The sequence below is a fragment of the Mycobacterium sp. 852002-51057_SCH5723018 genome, from assembly GCF_001667035.1.
Classification (GTDB): Bacteria; Actinomycetota; Actinomycetes; order Mycobacteriales; family Mycobacteriaceae; genus Mycobacterium.
Window position 1 is genome coordinate 37,889 of the sequence record NZ_LZIR01000096.1, and the last position, 17,807, is coordinate 55,695.

At 68.3% G+C, this 17,807-nt stretch carries 21 protein-coding genes and 1 pseudogene; 13 read left to right on the forward strand and 9 right to left on the reverse strand.

Features of this window, described 5'->3' with window-relative positions:
• The first annotated feature begins 2 nt into the window (after nt 1-2).
• The 7 genes from A5764_RS19960 to rplO are packed head-to-tail and all read left to right on the forward strand — an operon-like array spanning nt 3 to nt 2,936.
• Complete coding sequence (locus A5764_RS19960; RefSeq protein WP_011739072.1) at nt 3-188, forward strand: type Z 30S ribosomal protein S14; 186 nt, start codon at nt 3-5, stop codon at nt 186-188.
• Nucleotides 189-208: 20 nt separating this feature from the next.
• Nucleotides 209-607, forward strand: a complete 399-nt coding sequence (gene rpsH, locus A5764_RS19965; protein WP_067115986.1) for a 30S ribosomal protein S8 — start codon at nt 209-211, stop codon at nt 605-607.
• Nucleotides 608-631: 24 nt separating this feature from the next.
• Nucleotides 632-1,171 carry a 50S ribosomal protein L6 gene (gene rplF / locus A5764_RS19970; protein WP_067115989.1) on the forward strand — a complete coding sequence of 180 codons (540 nt, stop codon included), beginning with the start codon at nt 632-634 and terminating at the stop codon, nt 1,169-1,171.
• Nucleotides 1,172-1,212: 41 nt separating this feature from the next.
• Nucleotides 1,213-1,581 (forward strand): 50S ribosomal protein L18, encoded by a 369-nt coding sequence (gene rplR, locus A5764_RS19975; protein ID WP_156664781.1) that lies wholly within the window; start codon nt 1,213-1,215, stop codon nt 1,579-1,581.
• A gap of 22 nt (nt 1,582-1,603) precedes the next feature.
• On the forward strand, nt 1,604-2,296 hold the full coding sequence (rpsE, locus tag A5764_RS19980; protein WP_067115996.1) for a 30S ribosomal protein S5: 693 nt from the start codon (nt 1,604-1,606) through the stop codon (nt 2,294-2,296).
• Nucleotides 2,293-2,499: a 50S ribosomal protein L30 gene (rpmD, locus tag A5764_RS19985; RefSeq protein ID WP_067115999.1), complete on the forward strand. Its 207-nt coding sequence runs from the start codon at nt 2,293-2,295 to the stop codon at nt 2,497-2,499. Before rpsE ends, rpmD begins: the two co-directional genes overlap by 4 nt.
• Nucleotides 2,496-2,936, forward strand: a complete 441-nt coding sequence (rplO, locus tag A5764_RS19990) for a 50S ribosomal protein L15 (protein ID WP_067116002.1) — start codon at nt 2,496-2,498, stop codon at nt 2,934-2,936. The genes rpmD and rplO overlap by 4 nt, the downstream gene beginning before the upstream one ends.
• Here rplO and A5764_RS19995 read toward each other — a convergent pair whose 3' ends face one another.
• On the reverse strand, nt 2,937-3,863 hold the full coding sequence (locus A5764_RS19995) for an LLM class flavin-dependent oxidoreductase (RefSeq protein ID WP_067116004.1): 927 nt from the start codon (nt 3,861-3,863) through the stop codon (nt 2,937-2,939).
• Between the two features lie 40 nt (nt 3,864-3,903).
• On the opposite strand from A5764_RS19995, the gene sppA reads away from it, so the two are divergent.
• Nucleotides 3,904-5,700: a signal peptide peptidase SppA gene (sppA, locus tag A5764_RS20000; protein ID WP_067116007.1), complete on the forward strand. Its 1,797-nt coding sequence runs from the start codon at nt 3,904-3,906 to the stop codon at nt 5,698-5,700.
• Nucleotides 5,701-5,719: 19 nt separating this feature from the next.
• On the opposite strand, the gene A5764_RS20005 is transcribed toward sppA, so the two are convergent.
• From A5764_RS20005 to A5764_RS20020, 4 genes are all read right to left on the reverse strand, one after another.
• Nucleotides 5,720-6,634 (reverse strand): class I SAM-dependent methyltransferase, encoded by a 915-nt coding sequence (locus tag A5764_RS20005; protein WP_067116010.1) that lies wholly within the window; start codon nt 6,632-6,634, stop codon nt 5,720-5,722.
• A gap of 9 nt (nt 6,635-6,643) precedes the next feature.
• Nucleotides 6,644-7,558, reverse strand: coding sequence for a class I SAM-dependent methyltransferase (locus tag A5764_RS20010; RefSeq protein ID WP_067116012.1), 915 nt, complete (start codon nt 7,556-7,558; stop codon nt 6,644-6,646).
• Between the two features lie 10 nt (nt 7,559-7,568).
• A complete protein-coding gene (locus A5764_RS20015; RefSeq protein ID WP_067116015.1) occupies nt 7,569-8,516 on the reverse strand; it encodes a class I SAM-dependent methyltransferase in 948 nt (315 codons plus the stop codon).
• Nucleotides 8,517-8,635: 119 nt separating this feature from the next.
• Nucleotides 8,636-9,448: a dihydrodipicolinate reductase gene (locus A5764_RS20020; protein WP_231989762.1), complete on the reverse strand. Its 813-nt coding sequence runs from the start codon at nt 9,446-9,448 to the stop codon at nt 8,636-8,638.
• 358 nt (nt 9,449-9,806) lie between these two features.
• Between A5764_RS20020 and A5764_RS20025 the strand changes: the two genes are divergently transcribed.
• Nucleotides 9,807-10,367: a TetR/AcrR family transcriptional regulator gene (locus A5764_RS20025; protein WP_231989768.1), complete on the forward strand. Its 561-nt coding sequence runs from the start codon at nt 9,807-9,809 to the stop codon at nt 10,365-10,367.
• Nucleotides 10,364-11,596 (forward strand): cytochrome P450, encoded by a 1,233-nt coding sequence (locus A5764_RS20030; RefSeq protein WP_067116022.1) that lies wholly within the window; start codon nt 10,364-10,366, stop codon nt 11,594-11,596. Before A5764_RS20025 ends, A5764_RS20030 begins: the two co-directional genes overlap by 4 nt.
• Here the strand turns inward: A5764_RS20030 and A5764_RS20035 are convergent.
• A complete protein-coding gene (locus A5764_RS20035) occupies nt 11,593-12,240 on the reverse strand; it encodes a class I SAM-dependent methyltransferase (RefSeq protein ID WP_082951822.1) in 648 nt (215 codons plus the stop codon). The genes A5764_RS20030 and A5764_RS20035 overlap by 4 nt on opposite strands.
• Nucleotides 12,241-12,314: 74 nt before the next feature.
• On the opposite strand from A5764_RS20035, the pseudogene A5764_RS20040 reads away from it, so the two are divergent.
• Nucleotides 12,315-13,154 (forward strand): annotated as a pseudogene (locus A5764_RS20040) (helix-turn-helix domain-containing protein); the annotation flags it as partial.
• Here A5764_RS20040 and A5764_RS27725 read toward each other — a convergent pair.
• From A5764_RS27725 to A5764_RS20055, 3 genes are read right to left on the reverse strand one after another with little or no spacing between them, the layout of a single operon-like run.
• Nucleotides 13,100-14,086, reverse strand: coding sequence for an MBL fold metallo-hydrolase (locus A5764_RS27725; protein WP_082951812.1), 987 nt, complete (start codon nt 14,084-14,086; stop codon nt 13,100-13,102). The pseudogene A5764_RS20040 and the gene A5764_RS27725 overlap by 55 nt on opposite strands.
• Entirely contained in the window at nt 14,086-14,739 is a 654-nt protein-coding gene (locus tag A5764_RS20050; RefSeq protein ID WP_067116031.1) for an L-fuculose-phosphate aldolase, read from the reverse strand. The genes A5764_RS27725 and A5764_RS20050 overlap by 1 nt, the downstream gene beginning before the upstream one ends.
• Complete coding sequence (locus A5764_RS20055; RefSeq protein WP_067116289.1) at nt 14,736-15,716, reverse strand: NAD(P)-dependent oxidoreductase; 981 nt, start codon at nt 15,714-15,716, stop codon at nt 14,736-14,738. The genes A5764_RS20050 and A5764_RS20055 overlap by 4 nt, the downstream gene beginning before the upstream one ends.
• Nucleotides 15,717-15,746: 30 nt before the next feature.
• On the opposite strand from A5764_RS20055, the gene A5764_RS20060 reads away from it, so the two are divergent.
• Both A5764_RS20060 and A5764_RS20065 read left to right on the forward strand, forming a co-directional pair.
• Nucleotides 15,747-17,117 carry an FGGY-family carbohydrate kinase gene (locus A5764_RS20060; protein ID WP_067116034.1) on the forward strand — a complete coding sequence of 457 codons (1,371 nt, stop codon included), beginning with the start codon at nt 15,747-15,749 and terminating at the stop codon, nt 17,115-17,117.
• Between the two features lie 9 nt (nt 17,118-17,126).
• Entirely contained in the window at nt 17,127-17,792 is a 666-nt protein-coding gene (locus tag A5764_RS20065; protein WP_067116037.1) for a GNAT family N-acetyltransferase, read from the forward strand.
• Nucleotides 17,793-17,807 lie beyond the last annotated feature (15 nt).

Here is a 17,807-nt window from a genome sequence, read left to right on the forward strand (position 1 = left end):
ACATGGCTAAGAAGGCATTGGTCAACAAAGCTGCGCGCAAGCCAAAGTTCGCGGTGCGCGGCTACACCCGCTGCAGCAAGTGCGGCCGCCCCCGCGCGGTTTTCCGCAAGTTCGGGCTCTGCCGAATCTGCTTGCGCGAGATGGCGCATGCGGGCGAGCTGCCCGGCGTGCAGAAGAGCAGTTGGTGACAGGACACAGGGACTAAACCATGACGATGACGGACCCGATCGCAGACTTCTTGACGCGTCTGCGCAACGCCAACTCGGCTTACCACGATGAGGTGAGCTTGCCGCACTCCAAGATCAAGGCCAATATCGCCGAGATCCTCAAGAAAGAGGGCTACATCAGCGATTACCGGACCGAAGACGCTCGGGTCGGCAAGGCGCTGATCGTTCAGCTCAAGTACGGGCCGAGCCGGGAGCGCAGCATCGCCGGTCTCCGCCGGGTGTCCAAGCCCGGGTTGCGGGTGTATGCGAAGTCAACCAATCTGCCGCGGGTGCTCGGCGGGCTGGGCGTGGCGATCATCTCGACCTCGTCCGGACTGCTCACCGACCGCCAGGCAGCCAGACAGGGCGTGGGCGGCGAAGTCCTCGCGTTCGTGTGGTAGTGGGAGAGGCAACGGTAAAAGACGATGTCGCGCATTGGTAAGCAGCCGATTCCGGTTCCCGCCGGGGTCGACGTGACGATCGAGGGCCAGAACGTCTCGGTCAAGGGGCCCAAGGGCGCCCTGAATCTGACTGTGGCCGAGCCTATTTCGGTGGTCCGCAACGAGGACGGCGCGATCGTGGTCAGCCGTCCCGACGACGAGCGGCACAACCGCTCGCTGCACGGGCTCTCGCGCACCCTGGTGTCCAATCTGGTCACCGGTGTGACGCAGGGCTACACCACCAAGATGGAGATCTTCGGCGTCGGCTACCGCGTGCAGCTCAAGGGCAACAACCTGGAGTTCGCGCTGGGCTACAGCCATCCCGTGGTGATCGAGGCCCCCGAGGGCATCACGTTCGCGGTGCAGTCGCCGACGAAGTTCACGGTGTCCGGGATCGACAAGCAGAAGGTCGGCCAGATCTCGGCGAACATCCGCCGTCTGCGCCGCCCCGACCCCTACAAGGGCAAGGGCGTGCGCTACGAGGGCGAGCAGATCCGCCGCAAGGTCGGAAAGACAGGTAAGTAGTCATGGCGCAAACACAGGCTGACACCGCGGCGCGAAAGCCGGTGGGGCAGAGCATATCCGCCACGCGGCGGGTCTCTCGGGTGCGTAGGCACGCGCGGCTGCGCAAGAAGATCGCGGGCACCCCGCAGCGGCCACGGCTGGTGGTGCACCGGTCCGCGCGGCACATCCACGTGCAACTGGTCAACGACGAGAACGGGACCACGCTGGCCGCCGCCTCGTCGATCGAGGCCGACGTGCGCGGGCTGGAAGGCGACAAGAAAGCCCACAGTGTGCGGGTCGGCCAATTGATCGCCGAGCGCGCCAAGGCCGCCGGCATCGACACCGTGGTCTTCGACCGTGGCGGATACACCTACGGCGGACGGATCGCGGCGCTGGCCGATGCCGCACGCGAAAACGGATTGAGTTTCTGATGACAACTGGAAGGACCGCATAATGGCGGAACAGTCAGCCGGCGGCCCCGAAAGCCGCGGCGACAACCGCGACGCACGCGGTGACGGTCGCGACGGCCGCGCCCGGCGCGACGGCGGCCGCGGCCGCGACCGCGCCCGCGACGGCGACAAGAGCAACTACCTGGAACGGGTCGTCGCCATCAACCGCGTCTCGAAGGTGGTCAAGGGTGGCCGGCGATTCAGCTTCACCGCCCTGGTCATCGTCGGCGACGGCAACGGCATGGTCGGCGTCGGCTACGGCAAGGCCAAGGAAGTGCCGGCCGCGATCGCCAAGGGCGTAGAAGAGGCCCGCAAGGGCTTCTTCCGGGTCCCGTTGATCGGGGGCACCGTCACGCATCCGGTGCAGGGCGAGGCCGCCGCGGGCGTGGTGCTGTTGCGCCCCGCGAGCCCGGGTACCGGTGTGATCGCTGGCGGCGCGGCACGCGCGGTGCTGGAATGCGCTGGCGTGCACGACATCCTGGCGAAGTCGCTGGGCAGCGACAACGCGATCAACGTGGTGCACGCCACCGTCGCCGCGCTCAAGCTGCTGCAGCGTCCCGAGGAGGTGGCCGCACGCCGCGGGCTGCCCATCGAGGACGTCGCCCCGGCCGGCATGCTGAAGGCGCGCCGGGAAAGTGACGCACTCGCCAGTGCGGCGGCGGCACGAGATGCCCAGACGTCAGGGACGCAATCATGAGCCAGCTCAAGATCACCCAGGTGCGCAGCACGATCGGCGCGCGCTGGAAGCAGCGTGAGAGCCTGCGCACCCTGGGCCTGCGTCGGATTCGCCACTCGGTGATCCGCGAGGACGACCCACAGACCCGCGGCCTCATCGCGGTGGTGAGCCACCTCGTCGAGGTGGAGCCGGCGGAGGCGAAAGCCGGAGGTGACGTCAAATGACGATCAAGCTGCACGACCTTAAGCCGGCGCCGGGCGCCAAAACCGCACGCACCCGCGTCGGTCGCGGTGAAGGCTCCAAGGGCAAGACCGCGGGCCGAGGCACCAAGGGCACCAAGGCGCGCAAGAACGTGCCGGCGACCTTCGAGGGCGGGCAGATGCCGATCCACATGCGGCTGCCCAAGCTCAAGGGATTCCGCAACCGATTCCGCACCGAATACGAGATCGTCAACGTCGGTGACATCAACCGGTTGTTCCCCGAGGGCGGTTCCATCGGCGTGGACGAGCTGGTGGCCAAGGGTGCGGTTCGGAAGAACTCGTTGGTCAAGGTGCTCGGCGACGGCGAGCTGGCCGTCAAGGTCGAGGTGTCCGCGCACAAGTTCAGCGGCAGCGCACGCGAGAAGATCACCGCCGCGGGCGGTTCGGTCACCGAGCTGTAGCTAGCTCAGCTGCGGGATCACTTCCGCGGCAAGGCGTTCCATCTGCTGCGAGTTCTCGGGAACGTCGACGCCGACCGGATTGAGCAGCAGGTATTCGGCGCCGGCCTCGATCACCTCGCGCAGGCCGCGGGCGACGTCGTCGGGGGTGCCCGACACCGGGACCGCGTCGACGCCGGGCATCTCCCCGTAGATGCGTCGCAGCCCGGCGAGCACCCGCTCGCGGGCCCGCGCCGCGTCGTCGTCGACCATCAGGTAGACCCGTTTGCCAATGGTGAAGCGCGCCGGGTCTTTCCGCTGCTCTTCGAGTTCACGGCGCACCACGGTGACGGCCCCGGCGAACGCCTCGGTGGTCGACGAGCCGGCGCCCAGAAACGAATCACCGTGGCGCACCGCCCTCGTGAGGGCCTTTGGAGCCAGGCCGCCGAACCAGATCGGCGGGTGCGGCCGCTGCACCGGCTTGGGCTGGATGGGAACATCGTCGACGTCGCGGAACCGGCCGCGGAACGTCACCCGCGGTTCGTCGGACCACGCCGCCTTCATCAATTCCAGGCCCTCGGTGAAATACGAGATGTACGTGGCCTTGTCGACGCCGAAGGCCTCGAACCTGCGGAAGCCGCCGCCGGTTCCCACCCCGATGTCCAGCCGTCCGTGGCTGAGCCGGTCGACGGCCGTGGCGGCCGCGGCCAACTGCAGCGGGTCGTGCAACGACGTCACCAGGACGGCGACCCCTAGGCGCAGCCGCTCGGTGCAGGCGGCGCAATAGGCCAGCAGCTCCAGGGGCGCCAGCAGCGGCGCCTCGCCGATGATCTGTTCGAGCACCCAGCCGCCCTCGAATCCGAGCTCCTCGGCGCGAGACAGGTAGGAGCGAAGTCCTGGACCGTCGAAACCGTCGTAGTCGAACTGGGGGATAGCTATCGAGAACCTCACCCGTCCACCGTACGGCCGGTGGTGGGTACGCTGGGCGGGTATGTTCGCGTTTCTGCCTTCCATTCCCGGGATCGACGAGGTCCGTACCCTGGCCGGCCGGATCGACGCCGCCCGCCACCACGGCGTTCCCAACGGCTGCGTGCTCGAATTGGACCTGCGCTCGATGCCCCCGGAGACGACGGGCTTCGACCCGCTGGCGCTCATCACCGGCGGTGGCCGGCCGATGGCCCTGCGCGACACCGTCGCCGCGATCCACCGTGCCGCGAAGGACCCCCGCGTCGCCGGCCTGATCGCCCGCGTGCAGCTGGCCGCGTCGCCACCGGCGGCGGTTCAGGAACTGCGCGAGGCGATCGCGGCCTTCAGCGCCGCCAAACCGTCACTGGCCTGGGCCGAGACGTATCCGGGCACGCTGTCCTACTACCTGGCCTCGGCGTTCGGGGAGGTCTGGATGCAGCCGTCGGGCAGTGTCGGGCTGATCGGCTTCGCGAGCAACGCCATGTTCCTGCGCGACGCGCTCGACAAGGCGGGCATCGAGGCGCAGATCGTCGCGCGCGGCGAATACAAATCGGCGGCAAACCTTTTCACCGAGGGTGGCTTCACCGAGGCGCACCGCGAGGCCGTTACCCGGATGCTGGAAAGCCTGCAGGAACAGGTGTGGCAGGCCATCGGCGAATCACGCAACATCGATCCCGATGCTCTTGACGCGCTGGCCGACCGGGCCCCGCTATTGCGCGACGACGCGGTGGCCTCCGGCCTGATCGACCGCATCGGCTTCCGCGACGAAGCCTATGCCCGCATCGCGGACCTCATTGGCTTCGAAAAGGTTTCACAGAGTTCTCCGGACGAAGAGCCGCCTCGGCTCTATCTGGCGCGTTACGCCGGTGCGGCGCGGCCTCTACTGGCCCCGCCGATGCCGTCGGTGCCCGGCCGACGGGCCAAGCCGACGTTCGCCGTGATCACCATCGACGGCACCATCGTCAACGGGCGGGGTGGACGTCAACTCATCCCGCTCGGGTCCTCCACCGCCGGTGGCGACACCATTGCGGCGGCACTGCGCGAGGCCGCGGCCGACCATTCGGTGTCCGCGATCGTGTTGCGGGTGGACAGTCCCGGAGGCTCGGTCAGCGCGTCGGAGACGATCTGGCGCGAGGTGAACAGGGCCCGGGAACGCGGCAAGCCCGTGGTGGTGTCGATGGGTTCCGTCGCCGCCTCCGGCGGCTACTACGTCGCGGTCGGCGCCGACGCGATCGTGGCCAATCCCGGCACGATCACCGGCTCGATCGGTGTCATCACCGGCAAGCTGGTGGTTCGCGATCTGAAGGACCGGCTGGGGGTGGCCTCGGATACCGTGCGCACCAACGCCAATGCCGACGCGTGGTCGGTCGATGCGCCGTTCACGCCGCAGCAGCGCGCGCATCGGGAGGCCGAGGCGGACCTGTTCTACACCGACTTCGTGGAACGGGTTGCCGACGGGCGCAAGCTGACCACCGACGATGTGGAAGTCGTTGCGCGAGGGCGGGTCTGGACCGGCGCCGACGCCCGCGAGCGCGGCCTGGTGGACGAACTCGGCGGGCTTCGAACCGCGGTGCGCCGAGCCAAGGCGCTGGCCGGCCTGGACGAGGACGCCGACGTCCGCCTGGTCAGCTATCCGGGTTCGTCGCTGCTTGACATCGTCCGGGCCCGGGCCTCGTCGCAGCCGGCCGCCGCGTCGCTGCCCGACGCCCTGGGGGCGCTACTCGGCCGCTCGATCGCCGGGGTCTTGCAAAACATCTCAGACAACATCGAACAGACGCTGAGCGGGGCCAGCGTGCTGTGGCTGGGCAACTCGCGCCTGTGACCTGGTCCGAGGATCGCCGCTAAGGGGCCAGCGTGCCGCTGATGAAGATGATCTCGCCGAGCGGGTCGTCCTGCTCCGGCGGCGGTACCTCGATGTCATTGCGCCGGAACAGTTCTGTTCGCGTCACGCCCTCGACGTCCCAGCCCTTGCCGCCGAGATAGTCGATGACATGGTTGCGTTCGCCGGTATACACCAGCGACGCCATGTCGATGTCGATCCCGTGCTCGCGGAAGGAGCCGGACAGCTCCCGCACCCGGTCTGCGTCGAAATCGATGATGCCCGGGACGAATTCGGTGGCGATCGTGCTGCCGGGCACGCTGAGCGCGGTGATGTTGTCGAACAACCGGTCTTGGGCTTCCGGCGGCAGGTAGATCAGCAGGCCCTCGGCCAGCCACGCCGTCGGCGCCGTCGTGTCCAGCCCGGCCGCCGTCAGCGCCGCCGGCCAGTCCGCGCGCAGGTCGATGGCGACGGTGCGCCGCTCGGCGGTGGGCTGGGCGCCGATGCCGGCCAGCGTGGTGGTCTTGAATTCGATCACCTGGGGCTGGTCGATCTCGTAGACCACCGTGCCGTCCGGCCACGGCAACCGGTAGGCGCGCGAATCCAACCCGGACGCCAGGATCACCACTTGCCGTACCCCGGTGCCGGTGGCGTCGATGAAGTAGTCGTCGAAATACTTCGTGCGCACCGCCATTCCGTCGGTCATCGCCTGCATGCGCACCGGCGTCGCGTTCTCGATCGCCGCCAGATCCAACTCGCCGTCCATCATCTTGGTGAAGAAATCCACCCCGACGGCGCGCACCAGCGGCTCGGCGAACGGGTCGTCGATCAGGCCGCGGGGATCCTTCGAGGCCATCGCGCGCCCGGCCGCGACCATCGTCGCGGTCACGCCCACGCTGGACGCCAGATCCCAGTCATCGTTGTGAGTGCGTGGCATACGCGAACCCTACTTCAGGGTGGCGGCGACGTAGCTCAGCTCCCCGAAGGTGGCCGCCATCTCGTCCGCGGGAAACTCAAAGCCGTTCTGCGCGTACAGCTCCCTGGCGGGATGGGTCGTCACCTGCCAGCCGTGGGTGGTCAGGTAGTCGACCACGACGTTGCGTTCCCCGCGGTAGAACAGCTCGGCCGCATTAAGGTCGAAGCCGAAGCGCTGCCACCGCTCGCTGATGCGCTGCAAGCGCTCGTCGGAGAACGCGTTCGGGTCGGGCACATGTTCGGTGGCCAGCCGGCTGCCCGGCGCGCTGAGCGCGGTGATGTTGTCGAACAGCCGATCCTGGGCATCGGGCGGCAGGTACGGCAACAGCCCTTCCGCGCTCCAAGCGGTCGGCGCCGTGACGTCAAAACCGCCTTTGCGCAACGCCGCCGGCCAGTCGTCGCGCAGGTCGATGCCGATCGCGCGGCGCTCCGCGGTCGGAGCGGCGCCGATGCCGGCCAGCGTGCTGGTCTTGAACTCGATCACCTGCGGCTGGTCGATCTCGTAGACCACGGTGCCCGCCGGCCACGGCAGTCGGTAGGCCCTGGTGTCGAGGCCGGAAGCCAGAATCACCGCCTGCCGCAGACCGTCTTTGGCGGCGCCGACGAAGAAGTCGTCGAAGAACCGGGTCCGCACCGCGATCTGCTCGGTCCGCGCCTTGCGGTTGAACAGGGGGTCGTCGGCGAAATCGATCTCTCCGTCGATGATGCGGATGAACGGGTCCAGCCCCACGGCTCGGACCAGCGGATCGGCCAGCGGGTCGTCGAGTAGCGGATTGGGTCCCTGCGACGCCACGGCGCGAGAAGCCGCGACCATGGTGGCCGTCGCTCCCACGCTGTGCCCCGGTCCCCAGCTGTCGCCGTCGGTGCGTCCCGAGTCGTTAGCCATTCGATAGCTCCTATTTGTCCAGTGTGCCGCTGACATAGAGCACGTCGCCCATGCGCATGTCGTCGTCTTCGAGCGGCGCAAGTCCATTGTCCGTGAACAGGTCCCGGATGCTGGCGCCGTTCAGCTTCCAACCGCGGTCGCGCAGGTAGGGGGCCGCTTCGTTGCGGTCGCCGAAGTAGACCAACCCGGCCATGTCGAGGTCGAAGCCGTGCGCCCGCCAGCGTTCGGAGATGTGCTGCATGCGCTCCTTCATCTTGTCCTCGTCACCGGGCTGCGGGTTGGGCGCGCTTTCGGTGGCCAACCGGCTGCCCGGGGCGCTGAGTTCGGTGATGGTGTCCAGCAGGCGGTCCTGCGCCTCCGGGGGCAGGTAGCCGAGCAGGCCCTCGGCGCTCCACGCGGTCGGCCGCGCCGGGTCGAAGCCGGCGGCGCGCAACGCGGTGGGCCAGTCGTCGCGCAGGTCGATGGCCACCACTCGCCGCTCGGCGGTGGGCGCCGCGCCCAGCTCGGCCAGCGTGCGGGTCTTGAACTCGATGACGTCGGGCTGGTCCACCTCGTAGACGACGGTCCCGGCGGGCCAGTCCAGTCGGTACGCGCGGGAGTCCAGCCCGGCGGCCAGGATCACGGCCTGCTTGATGCCGGCCTGCGTCGCGGCCAGGAAGAACTCGTCGAAGAACTTGGTGCGCACGGCCATGTTGTCGGCCATGCGGGACATGGCCCCGGCCGAACCGGTCGCGCCGTCGTGCGCGTCGTTCAGGTCGCCCGGGTCCACTTCACCGGTGGCCAGCCGGGTCAGCAGGTCGACCCCGACCGCCCGGACCAGCGGCTCGGCGTAGGGGTCGTTGATCAGCGGTCGATCGGCGCGGGTCGCTACCGCCCGGGCGGCCGCGACCATGGTCGCGGTCGCGCCGACGCTGGATGCCAGGTCCCAGGTGTCTCCCTCATACCTGGTGGAAGTCATATAGTGCCCCTATCGGAAGTAGTTAGTTAGACAGCATAACAAGCTTCCCCCACTGTACGCTTCCCGCGATTCGCGGCAATCTTGTCTGATGGCATACGCCGCGGATGAAGGCGCCGCGGTCAGGGCGTCAGCGCGCCTCGGGATCCGGTGATAGGCAGATCAATTGGGGTGATGACGCCCGGTTGTGCGTCGCAAAGCATCGGAATGGCGTTGACCGCCGCCACGGCGGTGCTGTCCATCAACACGGTCATCACGTCCTCTGCGGGTTTGCCGAATTGGATGGTCGCGTCGACTCGTGGTTCGCCTTCGATCACCACGCTGAACCCGGCGGGGTCGCTCCATTGCGGTTCGAGTGCGTCACTGCTCATGGTCCAGCAGATGGCCAGCTCGACCACCGGGCGGCCGCCGAGATGGCCGCGATAGGTGCGCCGCTGACCCCCGACGGTGCCGGCGGCGAACTCTGCCCACCCCAGATTCAGATCCCGGGTGAGCACCGCGGGCTCGACGAATGCCTCCTTCGAGTCGAGTTCGACACCCAGCATCGTGGCGATCATGTCGAGCGTCTCGAAGTAGCCGAGTCCGTATCGTTGCGTCTCCGGGTCGATTTGCGTCACCCGCTCCCGGGGCGGTTTGCCGAATCCGAGCACCCGCCATACATCCCAAACGGGATAGGTGGTGCAGTCCAACGTTTCGACGAGCTTGACGCTGTGCACCCGTCGGCACGCGCCGGTGAGAAAGCCGGCGACGACGTTGATGAAGCCCGGCTCGAATCCCGTTCCCAGGAAGGTCGCGTGCCCTTGTCGCGCCGCGGCATCGAGGGCTTCGCGTTCGGCAGGGTGGTGGGTGCCGGTCAGGAAGTCGCCCGTGGTGACCACGTTGATGCCGCGGCGCAGCATGCTTTCCACCAGTGCGTAGTCGATGACGCGCGGCATGTAGTTCACGCCAGTCCGGCGCAAGGTCGAGCAACGCGTCGACATCGCTCGTCGCGCTGACGCCGACCGGGGGACGGTCAGCGAGCATGCCGGCGTCACACCCCGCTTTCTCCGCGCCCAAGGCGTGGACGCCCACCACCTCGAAGTCGACGCGGTCGAGCAGGATGCCGAGCGCGCGCTTTCCGATATTGCCCGTAGACCACTGAACCACTCGGTATCGCCGCATGCTGTCCCTTCGCATCCGTGGATTGGGCCATTTGACAATCATAGGCGAACGTTGTTCTAATCTGAATAATGTTCGAATTCGAATGCTGTTTGAAAGTGGTGGGGTTGCGTGGAGGCTGTGTCCAATGCACCGGTGTTGCGCTACGGGGCGCTGGACCGGGCGCATCTGACGAAACACTTGTTGCGGCTGGCGAAGCGCGTGGGCGTCAGCCGGGTCACGATGCGCGAGCTGGCGGCAGAGGCGGGCACGGCGGCCTCGTCGGTGTACTACCACGTCCGCGACAAGCGGGAACTGCTCGATCTGCTGATCGAGTCGGTGCTTGCGCAGATCGAGGTGCCGAAGGACGGGGACTGGGAAACACGTTTGATCGCCCTTTACATGGGTGCCTGGAAGGTGCTGGTCGGCGTGCCCGGCATCGCGGCTCTGCTGCAGGAGCATCCGCACACCGCCGCCGCCACGGAGATGGACCGCGCCTCTCGCGGAATTCTGCGCGAATCTGGCTTGAACGCTGAGCATTTCGACGCGGCCCACGCCGCGTTGTACATCCACTTGCTGGGTTCCGTCCAGCTTGAGCACACAAAGCGCGCCGGTGGCACGGCTAACGGGCCAAGTGACAAGACGTTCGCGTACGGGTTGCGCCTGATTCTGGCCGGGCTGCGCGACGAGGTTGAGAGGCATCGAGGCGCATCATGACCGACACGACGATCGATCTCGCCGAGCCGGCGATCTGGGCGTCGCGATTTCCCGACGATTTGTTTGCCGAGTTACGCGCCCGCGCGCCAGTGTTTCACCAGCAAGTCACCGCTGACGTCAAATCCGCTGTGGGCCGTGAGTTTTGGGTTTGCTCCAAGCACGCCGATGTCGCGCGAGTGCATCGCGATTACGAGTCGTTCACGGCGACCCGTGGACCGCTGATTCAGGACGTACCAATGTTCGATGCGTACCCGGCCATCGTGAGTATGGACCCGCCGGATCACACGATTCGCCGCAAAGTCATCGCACGTGCGTTCACACCGCGCGCGGTCGCCAAGCTGGAAGACGGCATTCGGGATCGGGCCAAGGCGATGGCCGCTGTTTTACTCGAATCCGGTGGGGGCGAATTCGTGGATCTGGCTGCGGGATTGCCGATTTCGGTGATTGGTGACATTGTCGGGATTCCAGAGGCTGATCGCCCGCATGTATTCGGCTTGATCGACCGGGTGTTGAAGACCGCTGGCGCACAGATGTCCCTCCCCGAGGGTGATGACTTGTTGCCCTTTATGGAATTGTTCGAGTACGCACGCACCCTGACCGCTTACAAGCGAGAGCATCCCGTGGACGACATTTGGAGCGCGCTATGCACCACGGAGATCGCGGGACAGTCGGGGGAGAACTTCTTGCTTCCTTCCAACGAGCTGGAGATTTTCTTTTTCATCCTCGGATTGGCCGGCGCCGACACGACCCGAAATGCGTTGTGCGACGGGATGCGGGCCTTCGCAGCCAACCGCGATCAGATCGCAGTTTATCGATCCGACCCGGACGCGAGGCGCACGGCGGTCGAGGAGGTGATCCGCTACTCCACGCCGATCATGTTCTGGGTGCGCGGAGCAACGCAAGATGTGCTGCTCGGTGATGTACTGATCCCCGAAGGTGCGCGCGTGGTGACAATGTTGCGCTCGGCCAATCGCGACGAGGACGTCTTCCGGGAGCCCTACCGGTTCGACGTTCGCCGTGATCCCAACCCCCACCAGTCCTTCGGAGGCGGTGGCGCCCACCACTGTCTGGGCGCAATGCTTGCGCGGGCTGAAGTCCGGGCGGCCCTCGACGAGATCCTGCTGAATACCGGCGCCATCGAAGTCGGCGAGCCGAGGATGACGCTGCCCGATCTTTGCAACAACATGACCGTGTACGAATCACTCCCTGTCAGCCTCAGCCAGCGCTAGGCCGGGCGTGTGGCACGGTAGTAATTCAATCGCCCGAGAATGCGGTGTGGCTTCGATGCGACCTCGGTGCAGTCGAACCCCGCGGCGGTCAGCAGCCGGGGAATCGCGTCGCCGAGGTTGCCGGCCGCGTGGGGGCTGCGCCGGATGAGGCGCGCCAGCAGGCCGCGGTCGGTGGTCGTGTCGCTGCCGATATCGACCAGGTGCAACCTGCCGCCGGGACGCAGGACCCGGAAGATCTCCCCGGCCGCAGCGGGTTTCGCGTCGGGGTTGATATGGTGAAGCATCATCGACGACAGCACCCGGTCGAACTCGCCGTCGGCATAGGGCAGCCGCTCGGCGTAGCCCTGTTCGAAGCGGATACCGTTCAGGCGGCGCCCCTTTCGGCGTGCCCGCTCGAGCGCGCGCGGGTCGGGGTCGCAGCCGGTCACGTCGACGGCAGGATATGCGCTTTTGACCCGGGTGGTGAGATTACCGGTGCCGCAGCCGATTTCCAGGGCACGTTGGCCGTCCGCGAACTCCGCCTGCGCGATCAGGGTCTGATAGACCCGATTCATGCCCAACAAGCGGCTAAACACGTCGTAGCAGGGCAGCAGCGCGTCGTGGCCGGCGGCGGGCAGGTAGTCATGTGGATGATGTTCGGTCATGTTATCCATGGTGAATCGGTGCGTCGCCAACGAATTGGGTCATCGTCGGCGAAACTAGGACTATCTTTGGTGATATGACACGCCCGGCTCGGATAGTCCGCCACCGCGAGGGGGTGCCGGTCTATCAATATCGGACCAATCCGGACACACCTCCGGTGTCGGTGCTGCGGCCCGGCTCGGGCGATTTGATCGAACATGGTCGCCACATTCACGAGTTTCCGGCGCTCTGGTATGTCCCCGCGGCCGGGCTTGTGCACGTGGTGGCGGCGGGCGAGGTGCTCGACCCGGCTCGGATGGGCGACCCGCACGCCGGCGTCGCGGTGTCCTTCGACCCCGCCGCGCTCGGTCAGGACGGGAGATCGCCGTGGCCGGCGTGGAGTGCGCACCCGCTGCTGTTTCCGTTCCTGCACGGGCACGCCGGCGGGATACTGCGCCTGGAACTGCCCGCCGCTCGGCGGTCGGCGTGGGACGCCGCGATCCGCTCGATCGAAACGGAACTGACCGGACGGCAGGAGGGTTACCGCCAGGCGGCCCTTGCACACCTGACGCTGTTGTTGATCGACCTTGCGCGGCTGGCCGGGCCGGTGGTGGCCGAGCTGCGGCGCAGCGGCGAACCGCTGCTGGCCCAGGTGTTCGAGGCGATCGACCGGCGCCTCGCCGAGCCCCTGTCGTTGCGCGATGTCGCGGGTGAGCTCGGCATGACGCCGGGGCACCTGACCACCGTGGTCCGCCGGCGCACCGGACGCACCGTCGGCGAGTGGATCATCGAACGGCGGATGGCCGCGGCCCGCCGCCTCCTGGCCGAGACCGATCTTCCGGTCGCGGAGGTGGCCCGGCGGGTCGGCGTCCCCGATCCGGGCTATTTCAGCCGGCTGTTCAGCCGCACACACGCCGCCTCGCCCCGCAACTGGCGCGAAGGCCGGACGGGTTCGATGTCCAACCAGTGGTCGACGTCGAATCGGTCGTCGACCGCACGGATGGTTACGCCGCCGCGACCGGGGTAGTGCGCCGGTATCACGGCGGCCCTTGCTTGTGCCGCCTCAGTGAATATCCGGCGGCGAGAGACCGCAGCCGGAGCGGCGTCGATGTCGAAGGCGCAAACGTCAGCCGGTCGACGAATCTGCAGCGGACTATGGGTGAGGTCGCCGACGAAGACCGCCGGCTGACCCGCATCCAGCCACAGCACCGAGGAGCCCGGCGTGTGCCCGGGGGCCGGCCGCAGCCGCAGCGACTGGCTGATCTGGTAGTCGTCCGACCATTGCACGAGCTGGCCCGCTTCCTGGAGGGGCGCCACGCTGTCGGCGAATACGAGCTGATTGCCGCGCTGTTGGGCCTCTTCGGCTTCGGTGCGCGGGGATCGCCGTGCCGCGGGCCCGTCCGGTTCGAAGTAGTGGTAGTCGGCGGCGGGAACCATGTATCGCGCGTTGGGAAATGTTGGCACCCAGGCGTCACCGATTTCACTGCCCCGCATGGTGTTCCAGCCGACGTGGTCGGAGTGGATGTGGGTGTTGACCACGACGTCTACGGTTTTGCGGTCGATGCCCGCCGACTGCAGTGCGGCCAGGAACTCGGTGTTCAGGTGGTCCAGCGGCGGCATGTGCGGGCGTGGGCGGTCATTGCCGACGCCCGTGTCCACGACGACGGTCAGCCCGTCGACTTCGAGGATCCAGCTTTGAACTGCGATGTGCCACTTGTCGGTGTCGGGGTCGAAGAACTCAGGTACCAGTAGGTCGGCGTTGTCCCGCCACGCCGCCTCGGGCGTTCGAGGGAAGGATCCGGTTCCCAGATCGAATCGCAGTTCCACCACGCGCGCCACAGCGGCGCGCCCAAACCGGAGCCTGTCCATCACGAGTTCGCGCGCAAGTAGCTGTACACGCCGGCGAAGTTGCGGTTGACCTCCTCGGGGATGGGCACCGGTCCACCGAGAGCCCTTGCACCCCAAACGATCTGGGCGGTCCGTTCGACCAGGGCGGTGACATGCAAGACCTTGTCGGGCCGGGGCCCCACGGCCACCAGGCCGTGGTTGGCGATCAGGGCGGCGGCCCGGCCCGCGAGCGCCTTGACCGCGTTGGCGCCGACGTCGGGTGTGCCGGACGCGGCATACTCGGTGCAGCGGACGTCCCCGCCGCAGTAGACGGCGAACTCGTCGATGCAGGCCGGAATCGGCTGGTGCGCAATGGCGAACATCGTCGCCCACACCGGGTGGCTGTGGATGACGCTGCCGATGTCGTCGAACGCCTGGTAGCACGCCAGGTGCAGCCTCATCTCCGAGGACGGCGACCGGCCGTCCGCGGCATGCAGCACAGCGCCGTCCGGGTCGGCCAGCACCAGGTCGTCGAGCTGCATGTCGCGATAGTCGATCGACGACGGCGTGATGACGATGTTGCCGTCGGAGCGGCGCGCCGAGATGTTGCCGGCGGTTCCCTCCACCAGGCCCCGGCGCAGCATTTCCTTGGCCGCGTCCAGCACCGCGGTCTCCGGATTGTCGACGAACTTCACGGTCCCAGCACCTCCCGGTTGACGATATGGGCGGGCGTCTTTCCGGACAGCAGCGCCTCCAGGTCGTCGGCCACCATCTGCGCCTGCCGGGCCTCAGTGTTCCACGTCGCGCCCCCGATGTGCGGCGTCAGCACGACGTTGGGCATCCCCACCAGCGGGTGATCGGTGGGCAGCCATTCGCCGACGAAGTGGTCCAGCCCGGCGGCGGCCACCTTCCCGCCGCGCAGCGCGTCGACGAGCGCGTCGGTGTCGTGCAGCTGGGCCCGGGCGGTGTTGAGGAACACCACGCCGTCGCGCATGGTCGCGAACTGCTCGGCGCCGATCATCCCCACGGTGCCATCGGTGACCGGCGCGTGCAGGGACACCACGTCGGACTCGGCCAGCAGCTCGTCGAGGCCGTGGCGGGCCTCGTCGTTGTATGGGTCATAGGCGATGACCCGCATGCCCAGCCCGGAGAGTCGCCACCGCAACGCCCGCCCGACCGCGCCCAGCCCAACCAGCCCCGCGGTGCGCCCGGCGATCTCCCAGCCGCGGAACCGCTGATAGGGAATGCTGCCGTCGCGAAACGTATTGCCGCTGCGCACATCCGCGTCGGCGGTCAGCACGTGACGGGTGGCGGCCAGCAGCAGTGCCACCGCCATCTCGGCGACCGCGTCGGCGTTGCGGGCCGGCGTGTTCAGCACCGGGATGCCGGCCGCGGTGGCCCCGTCGACGTCGACGTTGTTGGGGTCGCCCCGGGTGGACGCGATCGCGCGCAGGCTCAAGTCGAACACCGGGCCGCGCACCGAGTCGCCTTCTACCACAACGACATCGGCGGCCTCGGCGGTGATCCGGTCGGCCAGCTGCTCGGGCGTGTAGATGCGCAGCGGCTGCTGGTCGATCCAGGGGTCGTACACCACGTCGGCCAGCCGCCGAAGCTTGGCGAACCCGGGCCCGCGCAGCGGCGCCGTCACCAAGGCGCGCGGTCTTGAGGTCACGAACCCCAATGCTGGCGTACGGTGACGCCAGTGTCACGCACAGACGTCACGATCGGCATCGACATCGGCAGCACCGCGGTCAAGGCGGTGGCCGCCGACGCCGACGGCCGCGTGACGGCGCGGGTGCGCATCCCGCACGAGCTGCGGGTGCCCGCCCCCGGTCGGCTCGAGCACGACGCCGACGAGGCATGGCGGCGCGGTCCGTTGGCGGCCCTCGAGCAGCTGGGCCCGATACCCGACGTGCGGGCGGTGGCCGTCGCGGCGATGGTGCCCTCGCTGACCGCCGTCGACGCCGCCGGCGCGCCGATCACGCCGGGCCTGCTGTACGGCGACGAACGGGGCCGGGCGCCCGGCGCGGCGGGCGAACGGGCCCAGCCGCTGCCGGCGCTGGGCGAGGCCCAGCAGTTTCTGCGCTGGACGGCCGCCGAAGCGCCCGACGCGGCCGGATACTGGCCGGCGCCGGCGGTCGCCAATCACGCGCTCTCGGGCGAGGCGGTGATCGACGTCGCCACCGCCGCCACCGCGTTCCCCCTGTTCGACGGGACCGGGTGGAACCCCGCCGCCTGCACCGACTGCGGCGCCACCGCCGAGCAGATGCCGCGGGTGCAGACGATCGGGTCGGCGGCCGGGCGCGTGCATGGGAACGGGCCAGTGCTGGCGGTCGGCGCCATCGACGCCCTGTGCGAACAGCTCGTGGCCGGCGCCGACCGGGTGGGCGACGTGCTGGTGCTGTGCGGGACCACCCTGATCGTGTGGACGACCGTCGGCGAGAACCGCCAGGTTCCCGGCCTGTGGACCATCCCGCACACCGACCCCGGCAAGAGCAAGATCGGGGGAGCCAGCAACGCCGGCGGGCTGTTCCTCGGCTGGGTGGATCGCGTTGTGGCAGAGGGCGATCCGGCGGCCGCCGATCCCAGCCGGGTGCCGGTGTGGTCGCCCTACATCCGCGGCGAGCGCACCCCGTTCCACGACCCGGACCGTCGCGCCGTGCTCGACGCCCTCGACCTCACCCAGGACGCCGCGTCGCTGCGCCGGGCGGCCTACGAGGCGTCGGGCTTCGTCGTTCGCCAGCTCATCGAGCTGAGCGGAGCGCCGGTGTCCCGCATCGTGGCCGCCGGGGGCGGCACCCGGTTGCGGCCGTGGATGCAGGCGATCGCCGACGCCACCGGGCGCCCGGTTCAGGTGTCGGACGTGGCGGAGGGGGCCGCGCTGGGAGCGGCGTTCCTCGGCCGCATCGCGGCGGGCCTGGAAACCACGATCGCCGATGGCGCCCGCTGGGCCCGCACCGAGTGCACCGTGGAACCCGACCCGGCGTGGGCCGAAGCGATCGCGGACCGCTACCAACGATTCCTGGAACTGGGTAGCAGGGGATCTAGCGCGATACCTCCGACGGCGTTCTAGGCTGGTGCAATGACCGACCAGGACCGCAAGGCCGCCCGTCGTGAGATCGCCGACGCCCTGTTGAAAGCTCTGGAACGCCGGCACGAAATCGCCGACGTTGTGGTGGAGTCCGAGAACAAGGCGGCCGCGGTCGAGGCGATCGTCAAGCTCCTCGACACGTCGCACGTCGCCGCCGAAGCGGTGATGGGCATGTCGTTCGACCAGCTCACCATCGATTCGCGGCGCAACATCCTGGCCGAGCTCGAGGACCTGAACAAACAGCTGAGCTTCACCCTGGGCGAGCGCCCGGCAAGCTCGGGGGAGACCCTCGAGCTGCGACCCTTTTCCGCAGAGCAGGACCGCGACATCTTCGCCGCCCGCACCGAGGACATGGGCGCCGCGGGCGATGGGTCGGGTGGACCGGCCGGCGCCCTCGACGACGAGATCGGTGCGGCGCTGGGGCGCCTCGACGACGAGGAGGCCGCATGGTTCGTCGCGGTCGACTCCGGCCAGAAGGTCGGCATGGTGTTCGGCGAGCTGGCGCAGGGCGAGGTGAACGTGCGGATCTGGATCCACCCCGACCACCGCAAGAAGGGTTACGGCACCGCCGCGCTGCGCAAGTCGCGGACCGAGATGGCGTGGTGCTTCCCCGCGGTGCCGTTGGTCGTCCGGACGCCGCCCGCCAAGCCCAGCTAGCGGCGATCGCAAGCG